The sequence below is a fragment of the Rhodothermales bacterium genome (assembly GCA_039944855.1).
Taxonomy (GTDB): domain Bacteria; phylum Bacteroidota; class Rhodothermia; order Rhodothermales; family JANQRZ01; genus JBBSMX01.
On record JBDUXZ010000016.1, the window covers coordinates 30,246 to 48,505 of the forward strand.

At 71.1% G+C, this 18,260-nt stretch carries 15 protein-coding genes; 11 read left to right on the forward strand and 4 right to left on the reverse strand.

What is annotated here, in order from left to right; translation table 11 throughout:
- Positions 1-15: 15 nt before the first annotated feature.
- The 11 genes from ABJF88_07490 to ABJF88_07540 all read left to right on the forward strand — a co-directional run bounded on the left by ABJF88_07490 (position 16) and on the right by ABJF88_07540 (position 15,130).
- On the forward strand, positions 16-1,008 hold the full coding sequence (locus tag ABJF88_07490; GenBank protein MEP0546757.1) for a polyprenyl synthetase family protein: 993 nt from the start codon (positions 16-18) through the stop codon (positions 1,006-1,008).
- 18 nt (positions 1,009-1,026) lie between these two features.
- Positions 1,027-1,677: a hypothetical protein gene (locus tag ABJF88_07495; protein ID MEP0546758.1), complete on the forward strand. Its 651-nt coding sequence runs from the start codon at positions 1,027-1,029 to the stop codon at positions 1,675-1,677.
- Between the two features lie 99 nt (positions 1,678-1,776).
- Positions 1,777-2,079, forward strand: a complete 303-nt coding sequence (locus tag ABJF88_07500; protein ID MEP0546759.1) for a LysM domain-containing protein — start codon at positions 1,777-1,779, stop codon at positions 2,077-2,079.
- 13 nt (positions 2,080-2,092) lie between these two features.
- Positions 2,093-3,211, forward strand: coding sequence for a hypothetical protein (locus ABJF88_07505; GenBank protein MEP0546760.1), 1,119 nt, complete (start codon positions 2,093-2,095; stop codon positions 3,209-3,211).
- 12 nt (positions 3,212-3,223) lie between these two features.
- Positions 3,224-3,727 (forward strand): phage baseplate assembly protein V, encoded by a 504-nt coding sequence (locus ABJF88_07510; GenBank protein MEP0546761.1) that lies wholly within the window; start codon positions 3,224-3,226, stop codon positions 3,725-3,727.
- 20 nt (positions 3,728-3,747) lie between these two features.
- The gene (locus tag ABJF88_07515; GenBank protein MEP0546762.1) at positions 3,748-4,068 is read left to right on the forward strand and encodes a PAAR-like protein; all 321 of its coding nucleotides are present in this window, start codon (positions 3,748-3,750) and stop codon (positions 4,066-4,068) included.
- Between the two features lie 14 nt (positions 4,069-4,082).
- A complete protein-coding gene (locus ABJF88_07520; protein MEP0546763.1) occupies positions 4,083-4,442 on the forward strand; it encodes a GPW/gp25 family protein in 360 nt (119 codons plus the stop codon).
- Positions 4,439-6,898, forward strand: coding sequence for a putative baseplate assembly protein (locus ABJF88_07525; GenBank protein ID MEP0546764.1), 2,460 nt, complete (start codon positions 4,439-4,441; stop codon positions 6,896-6,898). Before ABJF88_07520 ends, ABJF88_07525 begins: the two co-directional genes overlap by 4 nt.
- Positions 6,895-9,396 (forward strand): putative baseplate assembly protein, encoded by a 2,502-nt coding sequence (locus ABJF88_07530; protein ID MEP0546765.1) that lies wholly within the window; start codon positions 6,895-6,897, stop codon positions 9,394-9,396. The genes ABJF88_07525 and ABJF88_07530 overlap by 4 nt, the downstream gene beginning before the upstream one ends.
- The gene (locus ABJF88_07535) at positions 9,393-11,687 is read left to right on the forward strand and encodes a hypothetical protein (GenBank protein ID MEP0546766.1); all 2,295 of its coding nucleotides are present in this window, start codon (positions 9,393-9,395) and stop codon (positions 11,685-11,687) included. Before ABJF88_07530 ends, ABJF88_07535 begins: the two co-directional genes overlap by 4 nt.
- Before the next feature lie 23 nt (positions 11,688-11,710).
- A complete protein-coding gene (locus ABJF88_07540) occupies positions 11,711-15,130 on the forward strand; it encodes a DUF6519 domain-containing protein (GenBank protein ID MEP0546767.1) in 3,420 nt (1,139 codons plus the stop codon).
- Between the two features lie 39 nt (positions 15,131-15,169).
- On the opposite strand, the gene ABJF88_07545 is transcribed toward ABJF88_07540, so the two are convergent.
- From ABJF88_07545 to ABJF88_07560, 4 genes are read right to left on the reverse strand one after another with little or no spacing between them, the layout of a single operon-like run.
- Positions 15,170-15,577, reverse strand: a complete 408-nt coding sequence (locus ABJF88_07545) for a biopolymer transporter ExbD (GenBank protein ID MEP0546768.1) — start codon at positions 15,575-15,577, stop codon at positions 15,170-15,172.
- 3 nt (positions 15,578-15,580) lie between these two features.
- Entirely contained in the window at positions 15,581-16,306 is a 726-nt protein-coding gene (locus ABJF88_07550) for a MotA/TolQ/ExbB proton channel family protein (protein MEP0546769.1), read from the reverse strand.
- A gap of 7 nt (positions 16,307-16,313) precedes the next feature.
- Entirely contained in the window at positions 16,314-18,008 is a 1,695-nt protein-coding gene (locus tag ABJF88_07555; protein ID MEP0546770.1) for an SPOR domain-containing protein, read from the reverse strand.
- 3 nt (positions 18,009-18,011) lie between these two features.
- Complete coding sequence (locus ABJF88_07560) at positions 18,012-18,233, reverse strand: HU family DNA-binding protein (protein MEP0546771.1); 222 nt, start codon at positions 18,231-18,233, stop codon at positions 18,012-18,014.
- Positions 18,234-18,260 lie beyond the last annotated feature (27 nt).

Here is an 18,260-nt window from a genome sequence, read left to right on the forward strand (position 1 = left end):
TACGGGAGGATGCCTATGTCTAATTACCTGCTCGAACTATCCGACGACGCCCTGGAACGGCTCGAATCGCTGCGAACGTTGCTTCCTGATGTCCGCGCCTTCGTTCGTGACCACACCCCGAAGCACTGGCCGATGCTCACCGACGTGATCGAGTCGGCCATGGACGAGCCCCTCGAGCCGCCCGCCGTGCTGCCCCTGGCCAGTTGTAGCGCGGTGGGCGGCGATCCGGCTGCCGCCGTACCCGTGAGCGCCGCCTGGACCGTGCTCGGCATGGCCATCAGAGTCCTCGACGACGTCCAAGACCAGGACCGCAGCGATGCCCTCTGGGCGCAGGTCGGACCCGCCCGCGCGTTCAACCTGAGCGCCGGCCTCTTCTCACTCAGCCTCCGGCTACTCGCGGAGGGCTATGAGCCAGAGGTGCACCAACGCCTCGCTCGCGTGTTCACCGGGGAAGGACTCCGGCTGGCAGCCGGGCAAGACCGCGACCTCCAGGGAGCCGCACCGTCGCTGGAGGAGCACTGGCAGACGTTCGAGGAAAAGAACGCCCGCGCGTTCGTCCTCGCTTGCGAGGCGGGTGCGCACTGCGGCACCCAGGAGCCCTCCTCCGTTCGTGCATGCGCGCAGTACGGTCTCCACCTCGGCAACGTCCTCCAAGTGTTCGACGACGTGCAGGGGCTATGGGCCCCGGACGGGGTAGGCGATCTCGCCATCGAGAAGGCGACGCTGCCCCTTTACTACGGCCTCAGCTTCGAGCACGACGACCGCGACCGACTCGCGGCTTGGAAGGACGCGGGGGTACTGCACGAGAACGCGCCAGCAGTGGTCGCCATTTTGGACCGTCTCGACGCCCGTGCATTCATGATGTGGACGGCGCTGCAAGAGCGGACCCGTGCGTACGACGCGCTGGTGCCTTGCCCCGGAGTAGCAGGAACGCAGGCGCTTCGCGCCTACGTGACGGTTCCGTTCGCCGAACTCGAATCCCTCGTCCAGCCGATCGCCCTCGGGTAACTACTCATTCCTCGCGTTATGACCGGATTTACTCGCTCCCCCCGCGTGCAGAAAGGCGCGATCATCGGGCTCGACCCGATCAACCCGCTGGCGAGCGTGATCGTCTTCCAGTACAACCCGGAGACGCTCACGCGCACGCTCACCGCGCAGACGGCGCAAGAGGGCGGGAGCCCGTCCGCCGCGCTCCGCCTCAAGGCGCCGCCGAAGGAGGAGATCCGCGCCGAGATCGAGCTCGACGCGACGGACCAACTCGAAGCGGGCGACGGGCTGGCGGCGAGCGCCGGCATCTATCCCCAGCTGGCGGCGCTGGAGATGCTGCTCTACCCGAAGTCGGCGCTCGTGATCGCGAACGAGGTGCTCAAGGCGGTGGGGGTGATCGAGGTCGTGCCGCCGGAGAGCCCGCTGACGCTGTTCGCGTGGGGGATTAAGCGCGTGCTCCCCGTCCGCATCACCGGCTTCACGATCACCGAGGAGACCTTTGACCCCGACCTCAACCCGATCCACGCGAGCGTGAGTCTCTCGATGAGCGTGCTCTCGTACTACGACCTCGGCCTGCTCAGCCCCGGCGGCGCGCTCTACCTCGGCCACCAAATCGCCAAAGAAGTGCTGGCGACGGCCCACGGCGCATCGAACGTCGCCGGAGCCCTCACGGGCGGCATCGCCCTTTAAATAAGTATGGGAGCGTGGGGGTATGGGCGTGTGAGAGTGGCCCGAAGCTGACCGACTGCCTTGTCTCTGTACTCCCCGACTCAGACCCTCTTTTAAACCATGTTCGACCCTGACAGCCGCTACACTCCGCTCGACACGGCGACGCACGTCACGACCGACCGCGACGGTCGCGTGCGCGAGGTCCGCTACGTCCGCCGCCGCTTCATCCCCCGCCACGACGCCGTCACCCCACTCGTCGAACACGCCGTCGTCGAGGGCGACCGGCTCGATAACGTGACGGCGCGCTACCTCGGCGACCCGCTCCAGTTCTGGCGGGTCTGCGACGCAAACCACGTCCTCCACCCGACCGAGCTGACCGACGAAATCGGCCGCCCGATCGTCATCACTCTGCCCTCGCTCTAGCTCCCGCTGCCCGATGCTCGCCTCCCTTCTCGGCACCCGACTCGTCCTCCTCGTTGGGGACACCGTCCCGCTCCCGGCGGGGCCGGACGTGGTGGACGCGCTCGAGACGGCGGAGGTGACGCAGGACGCGGATGGGCGTGATGGCTTCCAGCTCACGTTCCGCGTGGCGAAGGGGCCGACGCTCGACTACCCGCTGCTCCAGCGCGGCACGCTCGCCCCGATGAAGCGCGTCGTCGTCGCCGTCGCACTCGGCGTCGTGCCTGAGGTGCTGATCGACGGCGTGATCACGCACCACCAGCTCGCCCCGAGCAACGAGCCGGGCGGCACCCTCCTCACCGTGACCGGGCGCGACCTCGGCACCGTGCTCGACCTCGAAGAGAAGAACGCGAAGTATCCGAACCAGCCGGACTTCCTCATCTTCTCGCGTATCATCGCGGGCTACGCCCAGTACGGCCTCGTCCCCGTCCCGACGCCCACGGCGGACCTTCCCATCGAGCTCGAACGCGTCCCGCGCCAGCAGGAAACCGACTTCACGTTCATCCAACGGCTCGCCGCGCGGAACGGCTACGTGTTCTACATCGAGCCGGTCACGCTCGGCGTGAACACGGCGTACTTCGGGCCGGAGAACCGGCTGAGCCTGCCGCAGCGCGCCCTCACGATGGGGATGGGCGCGGCGACGAACGTCGAGCAACTCGGCTTCCAGCACGACGCGCTCGCGCCGGTCGGGACGACGGGGACGTTCGTCGAGCCGTTCCTCAAGCTCGCGCTCCCGATCCCGCCGCTGCCGTCGCTGAAGGTGCCGCCGCTCGCGGCGTTCCCGTCGCCCGCGCGGCGGACGCGGCTCACCCGTGAGACGGCGAACCAGACGCCGCTGAAGGCCGCGACGACGGCGCTCGCAGCGGCGTCGAACACGCCGGACGCCGTCACCGGCTCCGGCACGCTCGACGGGACGCGCTACGGCGGCGTGCTGCGGGCGCGGCGGCTCGTCGGCGTACGCGGGGCGGGGCTGTCGTACGACGGGTTCTACTATGTCCGCCGCGTTACGCACCGCCTCGAACGCGGACGTTACACGCAGTCGTTCACGATCAGCCGCGAGGGCACGGGGGCGACGCTCCCGGTCGTCGTGCCCTGAACTCCATTTCCCATGCCTCAGCAATCCTTTTTCGGCAAGTACCGCGGCGTCGTCACCGACGTCAACGACCCGCTCATGACGGGCCGCGTGAAGGCGAAGGTGCCGGACGTGATGGGCGACGAGGAGAGCGGATGGGCGCTGCCGTGCGCGCCGTTTGGCGGGCAGCAGACGGGGTTCTTCGCGCTCCCCGCCGTCGGCGCGGGCGTGTGGATCGAGTTCGAGCACGGCGACCCGGACTACCCGATCTGGGCGGGCTGCTGGTGGGGCTCGGCCGCCGAGGTGCCGCCGCTGCTCCTCGCCCCGCCGTATAAAAAGGTCATGGTCGTCACCGAAGGTGGCCACGCCGTCACGCTCGACGATACGCCCGGCGTCGGCGGGATCACGCTCGAAACGTCGACGGGGCAGAAGGTCGTCCTCAGCGCGCTCGGCGTCGAGATCGACAACGGGATGGGCGCGACGATCAAAATGACGGGGCCGCAGGTGTCCGTCAACGGCGGCGCGCTCGACGTGATTTAGACCAACCACACGCTACTTCCATGCCTGGCTTTCTCCTCCATCAGGGTGCGACGGTGCTCTGCCTCCACGGCGGGCAGGCGCAAGCGACGGCGCCGAGCCCGCGCGTGCTCGTCGGGAATCAGCCCGTCGTCACGCAGTCGGCCCCGCACACTGTGGCGGGCTGCCCGTTCGTGTCGGGCTCGAACCCGATGCCGTGCGTGACGGCGCAGTGGGTGACGGCGGCGACGCGCGTGCTCGTCGGCGGCGTGCCGGTGCTCTTGCAGGACAGCCAGGCCGTGTGCGTGCCCAATGGCACCGGCGTCACGATCGCCGTCACGCAAGTCCGGGTGAAAGCGATTTAGAAGAGAGAACCATGATCCACGTCGACTTCCCGTTCCGCATCGATGGCCGAGGCCGCACTGCCCTCGCAGGGGAGGACGCCCACCTCCGCAACCTCATCGAGCAGGTCCTCTTCACCACGCCCGGCGAGCGCGTCAACCGGCCGACGTTCGGGAGCGGCCTGCTCCAACTCGTCTTCGCGCCCAACAGCGACGTGCTCGCGGGCGTCGTCGAGACGACGGTGCGGGCGGCGCTCCAGCAGCACCTCGCCGACCTCGTCGAAGTGCAGGCCGTCTCGGTGAAGAGCGAGGACGGCCGGCTCGACGTGACAGTACAGTACGTCGTGCGGCGGACGCAGAACGTCGCCGTCGCACAATTCAGCCGGAGGGTGGGATGACGGTCTATTCCTGCGAGAACGAGCGCCGCCTCCAGCGTGTGGACGCCCACGCCACGCTGAACGGGATCGCGTACCTCGAAGTCGTCGACGGCGCGCTCTACTTCGACTTCGTTGGGACGCCGCCGCCGAGCGAGGACCTCCGGCAGCGAACGCTCCTCGTGCACGTCGTCAAGCCGCTCGCGGGGTCGCTCGGTGCCGTGAACGTCCGCATCGAAGCGCCGCCGCGCGCCGCGCCGGTGCAGGTGGCGTGGGCGCGTCGCGCCGCCGATGCCGCCGATCTCCGAGCCGAGGGGCGGATCTCCTCGCGCGAGCGCGACTTCCTCCTCGCCCTGCCCGAGCCGGAGCAGGTGCTCGTCGTGCGGACGACGGCGACGGGCGATTTCTCGACCTACACCCTCCGCCTCGTCACGTCCGTGACGGACGACGGGCCGCCGGACCCGTTCGACGTCCGTCTCGCGGCGCTCCGGTTCTCGTTCAAGGTCGCCTGTCCGAGCGAGTTCGACTGCGCGGTGGAGCCCGCGTGCCCGCCGCCGGACCTCACGACTCCGCACATCGACTACCTCGCGAAGGACTACGCGAGCTTCCGCCGGCTCCTCCTCGACCGGCTCAGCGTGGTGATGCCGGGGTGGACCGACCGGAGCGCGGCCGACCTCCAGATCGCCCTCGTCGAACTCCTCGCTTACGTCGGCGACCACCTCAGCTACGCGCAGGACGCGGTTGGGACGGAGGCGTACCTCGGCACGGCCCGTCGCCGCGTCTCGCTCCGGCGCCACGCCCGCCTCCTCGACTACGCCGTCCACGAGGGCTGCAATGCGAGGGCGTGGGTCCACGTCACCGCCGGCAGCGCGGCGCCGCCCGTGCTGCCCGCCCGCACCGTGCTCCGCACGCGCGGCGAAGACGGCCTCGTCTTCGAGACGATGCACGACCTCGACCTCCGTGCCGTCCACAACCGGATCGATTTTTACACGTGGGAGGACGAGGCGTGCTGCCTCGCCGCCGGTGCGACGCGCGCGACGCTCCTCAGCCGCGAGGACCCGACGACCGGCGTCCCGCTCGCCCTCGGCCCCGGCGACGTGCTCGTGTTCGAGGAAACGATCAGCCCGACGACCGGCCTCGCCGCCGATGCCGACCCGGCCCACCGCCACGCCGTCCGCCTCACCGACGCCGTACTCACGACGGACGCGCTCACGGGGGCCGAGGTCGTCGAGGTCGCGTGGCACGAGGGCGATGCGCTCCCGTCCGCGCTCTGCCTCTCGGCGCGCGTCGTCGCCGGCGGCGCGTTCGACGTGGTCCCGACGAGCGTCGCGCGCGGGAATGTCGTCCTCGCCGATCAGGGCGCGACGGTCGAGACGGACGACGTCGTGCCGCTCGAACCGGCGGTCGTGCCGGCGGGGCGGTACCGGCCGAGGTTGCCGTATCCCGTCGTCACGTTCGCCGAGCCGTACCGCCACGACGCGGCGGTGCGGGAGCCAGCATCGGCGGCGCTCGCGCAGGACCCCCGCGCGGCGCTCCCTTCGCAGCTCCGGCTCGACGGCGGCGAGACGTGGGTGCCGCAGCGCGACCTCCTCGGTAGCGGCCGGTTCGCGTCCGAGTTTGTCGTCGAGGTCGAGCGCGACGGGCGGGCGACGCTGCGCTTCGGCGACGACGTGCGGGGGAAGGCGCCGTCGGCGGGGAGCGCGTTCACGGCGCGCTACCGCGTGGGCAACGGGCCGGCGGGGAATGTCGGGGCCGGGGCGATCCGCGAGGCCGTCGGCGTCGCCGGGATCGACGCGGTGCGGAACCCGCTCGCGGCGACGGGCGGGACGGCGGCCGAGAGTATGGAGGAGGTGCGGCAGTTCGCGCCGCAGGCGTTCCGCACGCAGCAGCGCGCCGTCACCGAGGCCGACTACGCCGCCGTCGCCGAGCAGTTTGCGGGCGTGCAGAAAGCGGCGGCCCGCTTCCGCTGGACCGGGAGCTGGACGACGGTCTTCGTCACCGTCGACCGTACGGGCGGCCTCCCCGTCGACCCCGCGTTCGAAACAGCGATCCGCGCCCACCTCGACCGCTTTCGCCTCGCGGGTTACGACCTCGAGATCGACGACCCCGTGTTCGTCCCGCTCGACATCGTGCTCGACGTGTGCGCCGCGCCGGGCTACTTCCGCAGCGATGTCAAGCGGGCGCTGCTCCGCTCGCTCAGCAGCCGCGACTTCCCCGACGGGCAACGCGGCTTCTTCCACCCGGACCGCTTCACGTTCGGGCAGCCCGTCTACCTCAGCCAACTCTACGAAGCCGCCCTCGCCGTCGAAGGCGTGGCCTCGGTCGAGGTCCGCAGGTTCCAGCGCTACAACGCGCGGCCCGACGGCGAACTGGAGGCGGGTGTGCTGCAACCCGCTGCGCTCGAAGTGATCCGGCTCGACAACGATCCGAGCGCGCCCGAGGATGGCAAGCTCGCCGTGGAGGTGGCGGGAGGCTTATGAGCACGAACGTCGATACACGCCCTTGCGGCTGCTGCGAAGGCATCGCCCCGCTCACGCCCGCCTCCGTCGAGAACCGGCCGGGGCTGTCGGCGCTCGCCTACCGCGTCGGCATCCACCCGCAGTTCGAGCAGGCGATGCACGTCGCGCTCGGGCGGCAGTCCGTCGACGACACCCGTCCCCTCGCCGACCTCGCCACGCGCGACAACAACGACCCCGCGCTCGCCCTCATCGACGGATGGGCGACGGTGCTCGACGTGCTGACGTTCTATCAGGAGCGGATCGCCAACGAGCACTACCTCCGCACGGCGACGGAGCGGCGGTCTGTCCTCGAACTCGCCCGGCAGATCGGCTACGAGCTCGACCCCGGCGTGGCGGCGGGGACGGTCCTCGCGTTCGCGCTCGAAACCGCGCTCGGCGCACCCGGCGTGGCGCGGATCCCCGTCGGGACGCGGGCGCAGAGTGTGCCGGGGCAAGACGAGCGCCCGCAGACGTTCGAGACGACGGAGGAGATCGAGGGGCGGGCGGCGTGGAACGCGATGCGTGCTCGGACGGCCGAGCCGTACACGCCCGGCATGCGCGCCCGCACGCTCTACCTCGCCGGCGTCACGACGAACCTCCGCAAAGGTGATGCGCTTCTCCTCGTCGGCGACGAGCGCGTGGGCGATCCCGGCAACGAGAATTGGGACGTGCGCCGTGTTAACACGCTCGTCCTCGACCGGGACCGGAACCTCACCATCGTCGGGCTCGACCGGCCGCTCGGTTCCGTCGTGCCCTATGTCCGGCCGGCAGCACAGCCCCGCGTCTACGCCCTCCGCACGCGCGCCGCCGTCTTCGGCTACAACGCACCAGATTGGCGTGCGATGCCGGCGGAGATCAAGCGCGTCTACCCCGGCACCGCCGATGGCGAGTGGCAGGGCCTCACGCTCTCCGGCATCGCCAACGACACTGAGGATGCCGACCGCACGCTCTACCTCGACACGGCGTATCCGCAGATCGTGCCCGACAGCTGGGTCGTCGTCGCGACGAAGGAATACGCCGAGGTGTACCGCGTCGAGTCGGCGGCGGAGGACGCCCGCGTCGGCTTCGCGCTCTCGGGCAAATCGACGCGGCTCGTAGTCGACGGCGAAGGGCTCGTCGAGTGGTTCGACGACGACGTGCGCAAGATCGTCGTGTTCGGGCAGAGCGAGGAACTGGCGCAGACGGAGCGGCCCGTGACGACAGACGTGCGCGGAGACCGCGTCGTGCTCGCCGAGCGGATCGAAAGGTTGGAAGAGGGTCGGCTCATCGCGGTCACCGGATTCGACGCGACGACGGGCGAGCCGCGCGCCGAGATCGCGACGCTCCTCCGCACCGAAGACACCGGCGACGGCGTGACGCGACTCGTCTTTGAGGAGGCACTCGCGTTTGTGTACGACCGCGAGAGCGTCCGGCTCAACGCGAACGTGGCCCGCGCCACGCACGGCGAGTTCCGCGCCGAAGTCCTCGGCAGCGGCGACGGCTCCGCCACGTTTCAGCGGTTCGAGCTCCGCGACAAGCCGCTCACGCACGTCTCGGCCGCGACGCCGAGCGGGTCTGCGAGTACGCTCACCGTCCGCATCGGGGGCGTGCGGTGGGATGAGGTGCCGACGCTCTACGAGCAGCCGCCCGACGCCGAGGTCTACGTCGCCCGTCGCGCCGACGACGGCAGGACGACGGTGCAGTTCGGCGACGGCGTGGACGGCGCGCGGCTCCCGACCGGCGTCGAAAATGTCACGGCCGAGTACCGCGTCGGGATCGGGCTCGACGGGCTCGTGGACGCCGGGCAGATCAGCCTGCTGATGACGCGCCCGCTCGGCGTGCGCGACGTCGTCAACCCGCTCGCCTCGGATGGGGCCGACGACCCCGAGGTGCTCGGCGACGCCCGCGCGAACGCGCCGCTCACGGTCCTCACGCTCGACCGTGTCGTCTCGCTGCAAGACTTCGAGGACTTCGCGCGGGCGTTCGCAGGTGTCGGGAAGGCGCAGGCGGCGCGGCTGTGGAGCGGCGAGGCGCCGCTCGTCTACCTCACCGTCGCGGGCGTCGAGGGCGCGGCCGTGCTCGCCACGTCGGAGCTGTACGCGAACCTCCGCGACGCCATCGACGGCGCGCGCGGGTCCACGGAACGGGTCGAAGTAGTGACGTACGAATCGCTCCGCTTCGGCGTCGAAGCCGCCCTGATCCTCGACGAGCGGTTTGTCGCCGATGACGTGCTCGCGGCGGCGGCCGAGGCGGTGCGCGCGGCGTTCGCGTTCGAGCGCCGCGCCTTCGGGCAGGGCGTGACGGCGGGCGACGTGCTCGCCGTGCTGCAGCGCGTCGACGGGGTCGTCGCGGCCGACCTCGACCGGCTCGGTGGGGCGAACCCCGTCGACGAGCCGCGCCTGCTCGCGTTGCCGGCGCGCGTCGAGGGCGGCGTGCTCCGCCCGGCCCAACTCCTCACCGTCGACCCCGACGACATCCACTTAACCGAGCGCGCGACGTGAGCATCTTCACCCCCGATACGCTCTACGACCTCCTCCCGGCCGTCTACCGCCTCCGCGATGCCGACGAGGGCGAGCCGCTGCGCGCGCTCGTCGTCGTGCTCGCCGAGCAAGCGGGGATCGTCAAGGCCGACATCGACCGGCTCTACGACAACCTCTTCATCGAGACGTGCGAGGAGTGGGTCGTCCCGTACATCGGCGACCTCCTCGGCGTGCGGAACCTCCACGTCTTCGACGCCGACGCCTTCAGCCAGCGCGCGCACGTCGCCAACACGCTCCGCTTCCGGCGGCGGAAGGGGACCGCGACGATGCTCGAGCAGCTCGCCTTCGACACGACGGGCTGGCGCGCCCGCGCCGTCGAGTTCTTCGATGTGCTGGCGACGACGCAATACCTCAACCACCTCCGTCCGCACAACCTCCGCACGCCCGACCTCCGCGCCACCGCCGCGCTCGACCTCGTCGGAACCGCGTTCGACACGGCCGCGCACACGGCCGACGTGCGGCGCATCGCCTCCGGCGGCATCCGGCACAACATCCCGAACGTCGGGCTCTTCCTGTGGCGGCTCCAGAGCTACGCCGTCCCACGCCGACAGGCCCGCGACCTCGGCGACGGGCGCTTCACCGTCCACCCGCTCGGGGTCGATGCGCCGCTCTTCAACCGGCCGCAGACCGAGGTCGAGATCACGCACCTCGCCGAAGAGATCAACGTGCCCGCGCCGCTGCGCCGCCGCCCGCTCTACGACGAACTCGAAGCCCGCCGCCAGGCCCTCGCCGAAGGCCGCACGCCGATGTTCGCCTACTTCGACGACCGCGCCGACGCCGCGCATCCGCCCGTCTTCCAGCTGTTCGTGGACGAGGCGCGCGACGGCGACGCGTGGCTGCCCGTCTCCGCCGATGAGGTGATGGTCTGCGACCTCTCGGGCTGGAACGACGCCGGCTGGACGCGGCCCGCCGCGTCGAAGACGTACCACGTCCCGCAGCCCGATGGCACGACCGCGCCCGTGTCGATGCCGGTCCGCGCGGTCGTCGATCCCGTGCTCGGGCGCGTCGCGTTTCCGGCGAGTGAGACGCCGGGCGTCGTCCACGTCAGCTATGCATATGGCTTCAGCGCCGACCTCGGCGGCGGTCCCTACAACCGTCGCGCGAGCCTCGACGCCGACCTGCTCGGGGCCGCCGGGTGGCAGGTGGGCGTCGGTCGCGCCGCCACACTCGCCGCGCTCGGTGTGGCGGCCGACGGCACGCGATTCTTCGAGACGCTCACCGATGCCGTGGTCGCGTGGAACGGGCAGACGGAGAGCGACACCGGCGTGATCGCCGTCCTCGACAACGCCTCGTACGAAGAGACGCTCGCCGGCCCGTCGCGCATCGAGCTCGGCGAGGGGCGTCGGCTGCTCGTCGTCGCGGCGGACTGGCCGGGACTGGCGGAGGCGGGCACCGTCGAGCCCGACGAGCGGGTGGCGCACGTGCGCGGCGATATCTCGGTCGTCGGAACGGCTGATGCGGCGAGCGATGCGCCCGGCGAGCTAACGATCAACGGGCTGCTCGTCGAAGGAAACGTAACCGTCGAGCCCGGGTACCTCGGCCTGCTCGCGTTCGACCACGTCAACGTGGGCGGGGTGACGGTCGAGGCCGCCGCCGCCGGTCCGAACGCGGAGCTTCGGCTCCGGCTCGGCCGAACGATCTCCGGTCCCGTCGTCGCGCCCGAAGCGATCCGCGAGGTGTGCGTGACCGACGGCATCCTCCTCGCCGAACTCGACGGCGGCGTACGTGGATTCGTACTCGCGGGAGCACTCGACGGGAGCACGGTCGGCCCACCCGCAACGGTGGAACGGAGCACATTCTTTGGTGGAGTGCGTGTCGTCGAGTTGACGCTCGCATCTGAGTCCATTTTCACTGAAAACGTAGACGTAGAGCGGCTGCAGCGCGGATGCGTCCGCTTTTCCTTCGTCCCGCCCTCGTCGCGCACGCCGCGCCGTTTCCGTTGTCAGCCCGACCTCGCCTTCGCCACGCGCGCCGACGAACTCGGCGTCGAGTCCGGGCTGCTCCCGGCTGCCGAGCGGCGGCGCATCCGGCTCCGCGTCGTGCCCGGCTTCACGTCCACGCGGCGGGCCGATCCCGGCTTCGCACAGCTCGGCCCGGCGTGCCCGGACGAGATCCGAACCGGCGCCGAAGACGGCTCCGAGGTGGGCGCGTTCGCCCTCCTCAAACAGCCGCAGCGCGAGGCCAACCTCCGCGCGACCCTCGACGAATACCTCCGCTTCGGCCTCGACGCCGGGCTCCTCTTCGCTACCTGATCTGCACTCAACCGTACCCTCCGATGAAAGGCGACTTCACCCGATCCACGTTCGACCGGCGGCGGCACTTCAGCGGGGTGCGGATGCAGCAGGGCCGTGTCCAACTCGACGCCGACTGGAACGAGCACGTCGACCTCACGACGTACCGCATCGAGACCGAGGCGGCCGACACGGTGGGCGGCTGCGGCGCGCCGCTCCACGCCGACGGTTTCCGCCTCGTCGCCGACGCGGCCGATCTGACGGCCGACGAGGCCGCCCGCCCCGGCAACGCCACGCCGCCGGCGCTCGGCGCGGGCGATGTCTACCTCACGGCGGGCCGGATGTACGTCGACGGCGTGCTGTGCGAGAACGAGCGGATCGTCCCGTACACCGCGCAGCCCGACCGGCCGGATCCCGAGCTTCCCGGCGACGGCACGCACCTCGCCGTGCTCGACGTGTGGACGCGCCACCTCACCGCGCTCGACCTCCCGCCCGACCCGGTCTTCCCAGACATCCGCGAGGTCGCCCTCGGCGGCCCGGACACGGCGACGCGGACGCGGACGGTGTGGCAGGTTCGCATGCTGCCGCTCGGCGACGGCGAGGACGCGCAGTGCCTCGGCGAGATCGAGGCGTGGGACGACCTCGTCGCGCCGCCGACGGGCCAGATCGCGGCGCGGGCCGAGGAGGGCGCGACGGCGGGCGACCCCTGCATCGTCACGCCCGGCGGCGGCTACCGCCGGCTCGAAAACCAGCTCTACCGCGTCGAGGTCCACACCGGCGGCGAGCGGAACGGCGCCGTGTTCGTGTGGTCGCGCGACAACGGCACCGTCGCGGCGCGGTGGACCGGCGAGACCCCTGTGAGCCCCGGCGAACTGCAGATCACCGTCAGCACGCTCGGGCGCGACGAGGTGCTCCGCTTCGCCCCCGGGCAGTGGGCCGAGTTAACCGACGACGACCACCAACTCGAAGGGCGGCCCGGCCTGCTCGTTCCCATCCTCCGCGCCGAAGACGACGTGCTCACGCTCGACCTCACGGCCGCCATCGGCACGGAAACCAGCCTCGCCGACTACCCCGCAAACCCGCGTGTGCGCCGGTGGGACGGCATGATCGCGAACCCGACGAACGCGAACTGGCGCGCGCTCGAAGGCGGCGTGCAGGTCCAGTTCTTCGCCGGGACCTACCGCGCCGGCGACTACTGGCAGATCCCGGCGCGGACGGCGACGGCCGATGTCGTGTGGCCCGAGGAAGGCGGCGCCCCGCTTCGCCAGAGCCCTCACGGCATTCGCCACCGCTACTGCCGCCTCGGCTTCGTCGCCGTCGGTGCCGACGGCGCGGTGAGCGTCACGGACTGCCGCCCGCTCTTCCCGCCCGTCTCCGAACTCTCGAGCCTGTTCTACGTCAGCGGCGACGGGCAGGAGTCCGCCCCGGCCGACGACGTGCTCCCGCACCCGTTGCAGGTTGGGGTGGCGAATGGGCGCTGGCCGGTGGCGGGCGCGACGGTCCGCTTCCGCGTGGACAGCGGCGGCGGGACGATCGACGGCGCGAGTGAGATCGAGGTGACGACGGGGAGCGACGGGATCGCGTCGGCCTCGTGGGAACTCGGCTCCGCCGACGCGCTGCAACGGGTCGAGGCAACCCTGCTCGACGCGGCGGGCGCCCCGATCCACCTCCCGATCCGGTTCACGGCGCGCTACGGCGCCGAGGGCCGCGAGCCCGGCTTCCACGTCACCCGCATCCGCGCCGGGAACGGCGCCCTCCTCAACGACAGCCTCGTCACGGTCAGCCGGCTCGCGGCCGGGATCGAGATCGAGTGCGACGCCGATCCCGCGCCGCTCGCCGTCCGCGACAAGCCGGTGTGCTTCGTGACGCTCCACCTCCCGTTCCCGTTCACCGGCAGCGAGGTCGACCGGTGGGGCGACGACCTCGTGGCGACGCAGCCGATCCGGCTCGACGGGGACGCGCTCGTCGACGACAACGAGATCTTCTGGCGGGCCTCGGACCGCGCCCGCGACTGGCTCCGCTCGCAGCTCTTCGGCATCCTCGCGGAGAACGGCTACACCGGCCCGATCCTCGCCTACCTCACCGTCAAAGGCGATTTCATCTGGGAGGCGCAGCGGCCCGACCGCTACCTCGACGGCGACGTGCGGGGCCGCCTCCGCGATGACAACCGCACCGACGCCGTGCTCCCCAGCGGCGACGGGCGGCGGGGCGGCGACCTCAGCCTCTGGTTCTGGCTCGCTCGCGACGAGGGCGACCCCGATATCGCTGCCGAGCCGGACAACATTTTCTTTGGCGTCGTCACTGTCGGCGGGGCCGTCATCGAGTCGTTCGCCCTTCTCAATGAGGGTGATGCGCCGCTCGTCGTGAGCGCATTCGGCGTGCCGGGCCCGGCGTTCACCGTGCTCGACGCCGCGCCGCTCACGGTGCCGCCGGGCGGCTCGTCTACGGTCCGTGTCCGATTCGCACCGCCGACGGCCGGCCCGTTCAACGGCCCGCTCGTCGTCGAGAGCAACGACCCCGACGAGCCGACGTTACAGGTCCTTTTGAGCGGTCGCGGTCTCGCGGTTCAGACCGACCCGGCGCGCGTGCAGATCATCCATAACGCCGTCGGTATCGGTCCGATCGACGTGTACGTGGGCGAGCGGCGCATCCTCAACGACTTCCCCATGCGCCGGGCCACGCCGTTCTTCTCGCAGGACGCCGGGCGGCGGCGCTTCGCCTTCGCCGGGCCGAACTCGACCTCGCCCGACGACGCCGCGTTCGCGCTCGACCTGGACCTCAGAGCGGGGCGAGCCTACGTCATCGTCACGTGCGGCAGCGGCGATGCGTTCACCGCCATCGTGCTGGAAGACGCCCGCGAGACCTCGGAGTCGCCCGGTGCCGTCGCGCTCCGTCCGTTCCACGGGCTCCTGCCGTTCGACGCCGTCACGTTCGGCATCTTCAACGATCAAGTCGCCGTGGCGCTTTGCGAGGGGGCGGACGGGTACACCGTGGTCCCAACTGCCGCGACGCCGATCTCGCTCACGTTCGGCGGCGAGCCACCCGTCGATTTCCGCTTCGACCTCCGCCCGCACGGTGGCAGCGCCGTCATCCTTCTCACCTCGGGCCGGGCGGGTGACGAAGCGAATCCGCCCGCCCTGTTCGGGTTCGACGGGAACGGGCAGCGTATCGATCCGATCAGACGGGTGACCGGCGGCGGCGGCCTCGTCATCCTGCCTCGCGAACCGGTCACGGGCGGCAACGACCCGCTCCTCGACGTGCCGAGCGAGGCGCGGCGCGAGGTGACGGCCGTGCGCGGGATCGGCCCGGCCCTCGCGGAGCGGCTCGACGAGCGCGGCGTCCGGCGCGTCGGGCAGATCGTCGCGATGGAGCCGGACCAACTCGCCGGGATGCTAGGGGTGAACCCGGACCGCGCCTCGGAGATGATCCGCGCGGCCGAGCGCCTGCTCGGCGGGTTGGAATGACGACGGACGCTTCGGTAGCCGGGGCTCGGGCCGGTGCGATCAGCGCCGGTTCGGGTCGGCCTCGGTCGCCATGAGGATGCGGAGGCCGACGGCGCGGGCGGCGCTGGCCACGGCGGCGAACTGCCCGACGGTGGCGGCCTCGTCGGCGCGGAGGATGAGGGCCTCCTTGCCCTCGCCCGCCGTGACGAGCGCGGGGAAGAGGTCGGCCTCCGGTGTCACGTCGGCGCCGACGTAGTACAGCCCGTCCTCGGTGATCGTGACCGTCACGGACGCATCTTCGGTGGGTGCCCCGGCCTCGACCTGCGGGAGCGTGACCTGGATGCCGTACTGCGTGACGAACGAACTCGTCAGCAGGAAGAAGATGAGCAGGAGGAGCACGATGTCCGTCAGCCCGGCGAGGCTGAAGACGGAGAGCGGGCGGCGGCCGGAGGAGAAGTCGAGGGGCATGGGTTATACCGTCGCGCGGCGGCGCTCGCGGGCGTCGGCCGGCGTCTGGAGCAGGTCGATGAACTCGGTGGCAACGCGCTCCATCTCGTTGACGGACCGGCTGATCCGGTTGAGCAGGAAGTTGTACGCGAAGAGCGCGATGATGCCGACGGCGAGGCCGGCGGCCGTCGTCACGAGCGCTTCCCAGATGCCGCTCGCGAGCACGCTCGGGTTCACGTTCCCCTGCATCGCCTGGATCTGCTGGAACGCCGAGATCATCCCGAGCACCGTCCCGAGGAAGCCGAGGAGCGGCGCAATCGCGGCCGACGAGGCGAGCAAGTCCGTCCGCTTTTCGAGCTCGTACGTCTCGTGCTTGCCGGCCGCCTGCACGGCCTCGCGGATCTCGACGATGGGCCGGCCGAGCCGTTCGAGCCCGCGTTGGAGGATGCGCGCGATCGGCGTCGAATGGGCTTTGCAGTAGCCGACGGCCCCGTTCACGTCGCCGGAGCGGACGTAGTCGGCGACGGTCTCCATGAACCGGTGCGGGTCGGTTCGCGTCCGCCGCAGCACGAGCCAGCGCTCGACGAAGAGGTACACGGTGAGGAGCGAGAGGAGGGCGATGGGGACCATCACCCACCCGCCTTTTGCGAGGATGTCGAGGAGCGAGAGCGTGGTCTCGGGAGGAGGCGGGACGGCGGCGAGGGTATCGACCGGCAGCGTCGTGACCTCTTGGAGGAGAGCGAGCGTCATGGGCGGGTTAGAGGCGGAGGAGCCAAGTGTCGGCAGGCACGCCGGCGGGGAGGTCGGAGCGGAAGCGGTCGGCTTCGTCGATGGAGGTGAACTGGCCGAGGGCGACGCGGTAGCGGGTGCGGCCGGCGGCTTCTTCGGCGATCACGTCGGCGCGGAAGCCCTGCTCGCGGAACGCGGCCACGCGGCGCTCGGCCGGCTCGCGTGAGAACTCGGAGGCGACGATCCATGAGAACCCGCCGTCGGCTCGGTCGATGCCTTCGGAGCTGCGGAGCGGATCGGCAGATGGGGCGGGCGCAGCAGGCTCGGGTGTCGCAACGGCGGCAGTGTCGACGGCGACGGCGGCGGTATCCACGGGCGGGGGCAGAGCGGCGACGGTGTCGGCGGGCACGGGCGGGCGCTCGGCGACGACGGGTGCGGCCGGCTCGCGGTTGAGGGCCCAGAGGAGCCCGACGAGCGCGAGCAGGAGCACGACGGCGATCCCGCCGAGCACGCGCATGTTGCTCTTGTGCTCGGGCGCGACGGGGGGGCGTGAGGCGGCACCGGTCGCTGCGACGGCGGGCGCTACGGTCGGCTCGGGCGCCGGCTCATCATGCGGCTCGGACTCGATTTCCGTGACGGGCGGCGCCTCGGCGGCGTTGAGCGCCGCGGTGTCGTCGACGAGAGGGTCGTCGTCCCTGGCTTCGTCCGCGGCAAGCAGGTCGTCGTCGTCGGCTTCGACGGCCTCCGGCTCGGCGACCTTGTCGTAGCCGAGGGGCCAATCGGCCGTCGCTTCGGCGTCGCGCTCCGCGTCGTCGAACTCGGGCGATGCTTCCGCGTCGGCCGCTTCCCGGTCGAGGTCATCGGGCACCACCTCAAGGTCATCGGACGCCACACCTTCGTATTCGAACGCTTCGTCGCCCTCCGCTTCGGCGGTGTCCTCCGGCTCGGCAGCATGTTCCGGCTCGAAGACGGAGTGGTCGGCTTCCTCTGCGAGCTCGTCTGGGGCCACGCTGTGGGGGGCATCTTCCTCCGGCAGCGCCGAGGTCGTCCCCCACGTACCGGCGAGTACCTCGTCCACCTCGCTGTCTTCGTCCTCTTCCTCCGCAGTAAACGAAGCCTCCGCGACGGGTTCTTCTTCTCCGATGGGCTCTTCTTCGAGGACGGGTTCGTCCGCGAAGGGCTCCTCTGCGAGGGGTTGGTCCTCAAACGCCGTGGGCTCAGCGACGTCGGGCTCCGTCTCCTCGACGTCCGTCGCTTCGGTCTCGGCCTCGTCGAGCGGGGCCGTCTCCATCTCGGCGTCGTCCGTCTCGGCGCCCTCGGCCTCAGCGGTGTCGGGCTCGATGAACGCTTCGATCGGTTGGAACTCGGCGGCGGGCGCGTCCTCGAACTCGTCCGGTTCGGACTCTGCTGGTGCCGAGGGGACTGCCGTCTCGAATGGATCGGCGGGCTCGGGTTCGGCGGGTCTCGAGACGCTGCGGCTCGCCGCGATCGGACGGAGCCCGGCGTAGCGGTGGTTCACGGCGCGGGCGAGCGCGTCCTCGGGGTCGAAGGCGAGCCGGTCATCGTCGTCGAGCCGGAACGTGCCGAGGCCGGGGACGGCGGCGCTCCCCGTCGCGTCGATCTGCTCGCGGAGGGCGGCGACGAGGTGGTTGAGGGTGTGGCGCGCGGCGTCCGGCGAGAGGTTCAGCGCGCGGGCGAGTTGCGTAACGAGGGCATCGGCCATGGCTCAGGCGTGGGAGGCGTCCGGCACGGGTTCGAAAACGATGTGGTCGGCGGGGGGCATGAGCATCCGCCGGTCGTTCTCGTCCTGTGCGGCGCGGCTGGGCGTGTGGTGGACCTCGAACGTACCGAGGCCGGGCACGGTCACGGGGTCGCGGCGCATGAGGCGCTCGCGGACGGCTTCGCTGAAGGCGCGGAGCACGTCGTCGGTGACGGTGTCGGGCAGCATGGGCAAGGGGGTGTGCATGGGCGAGAG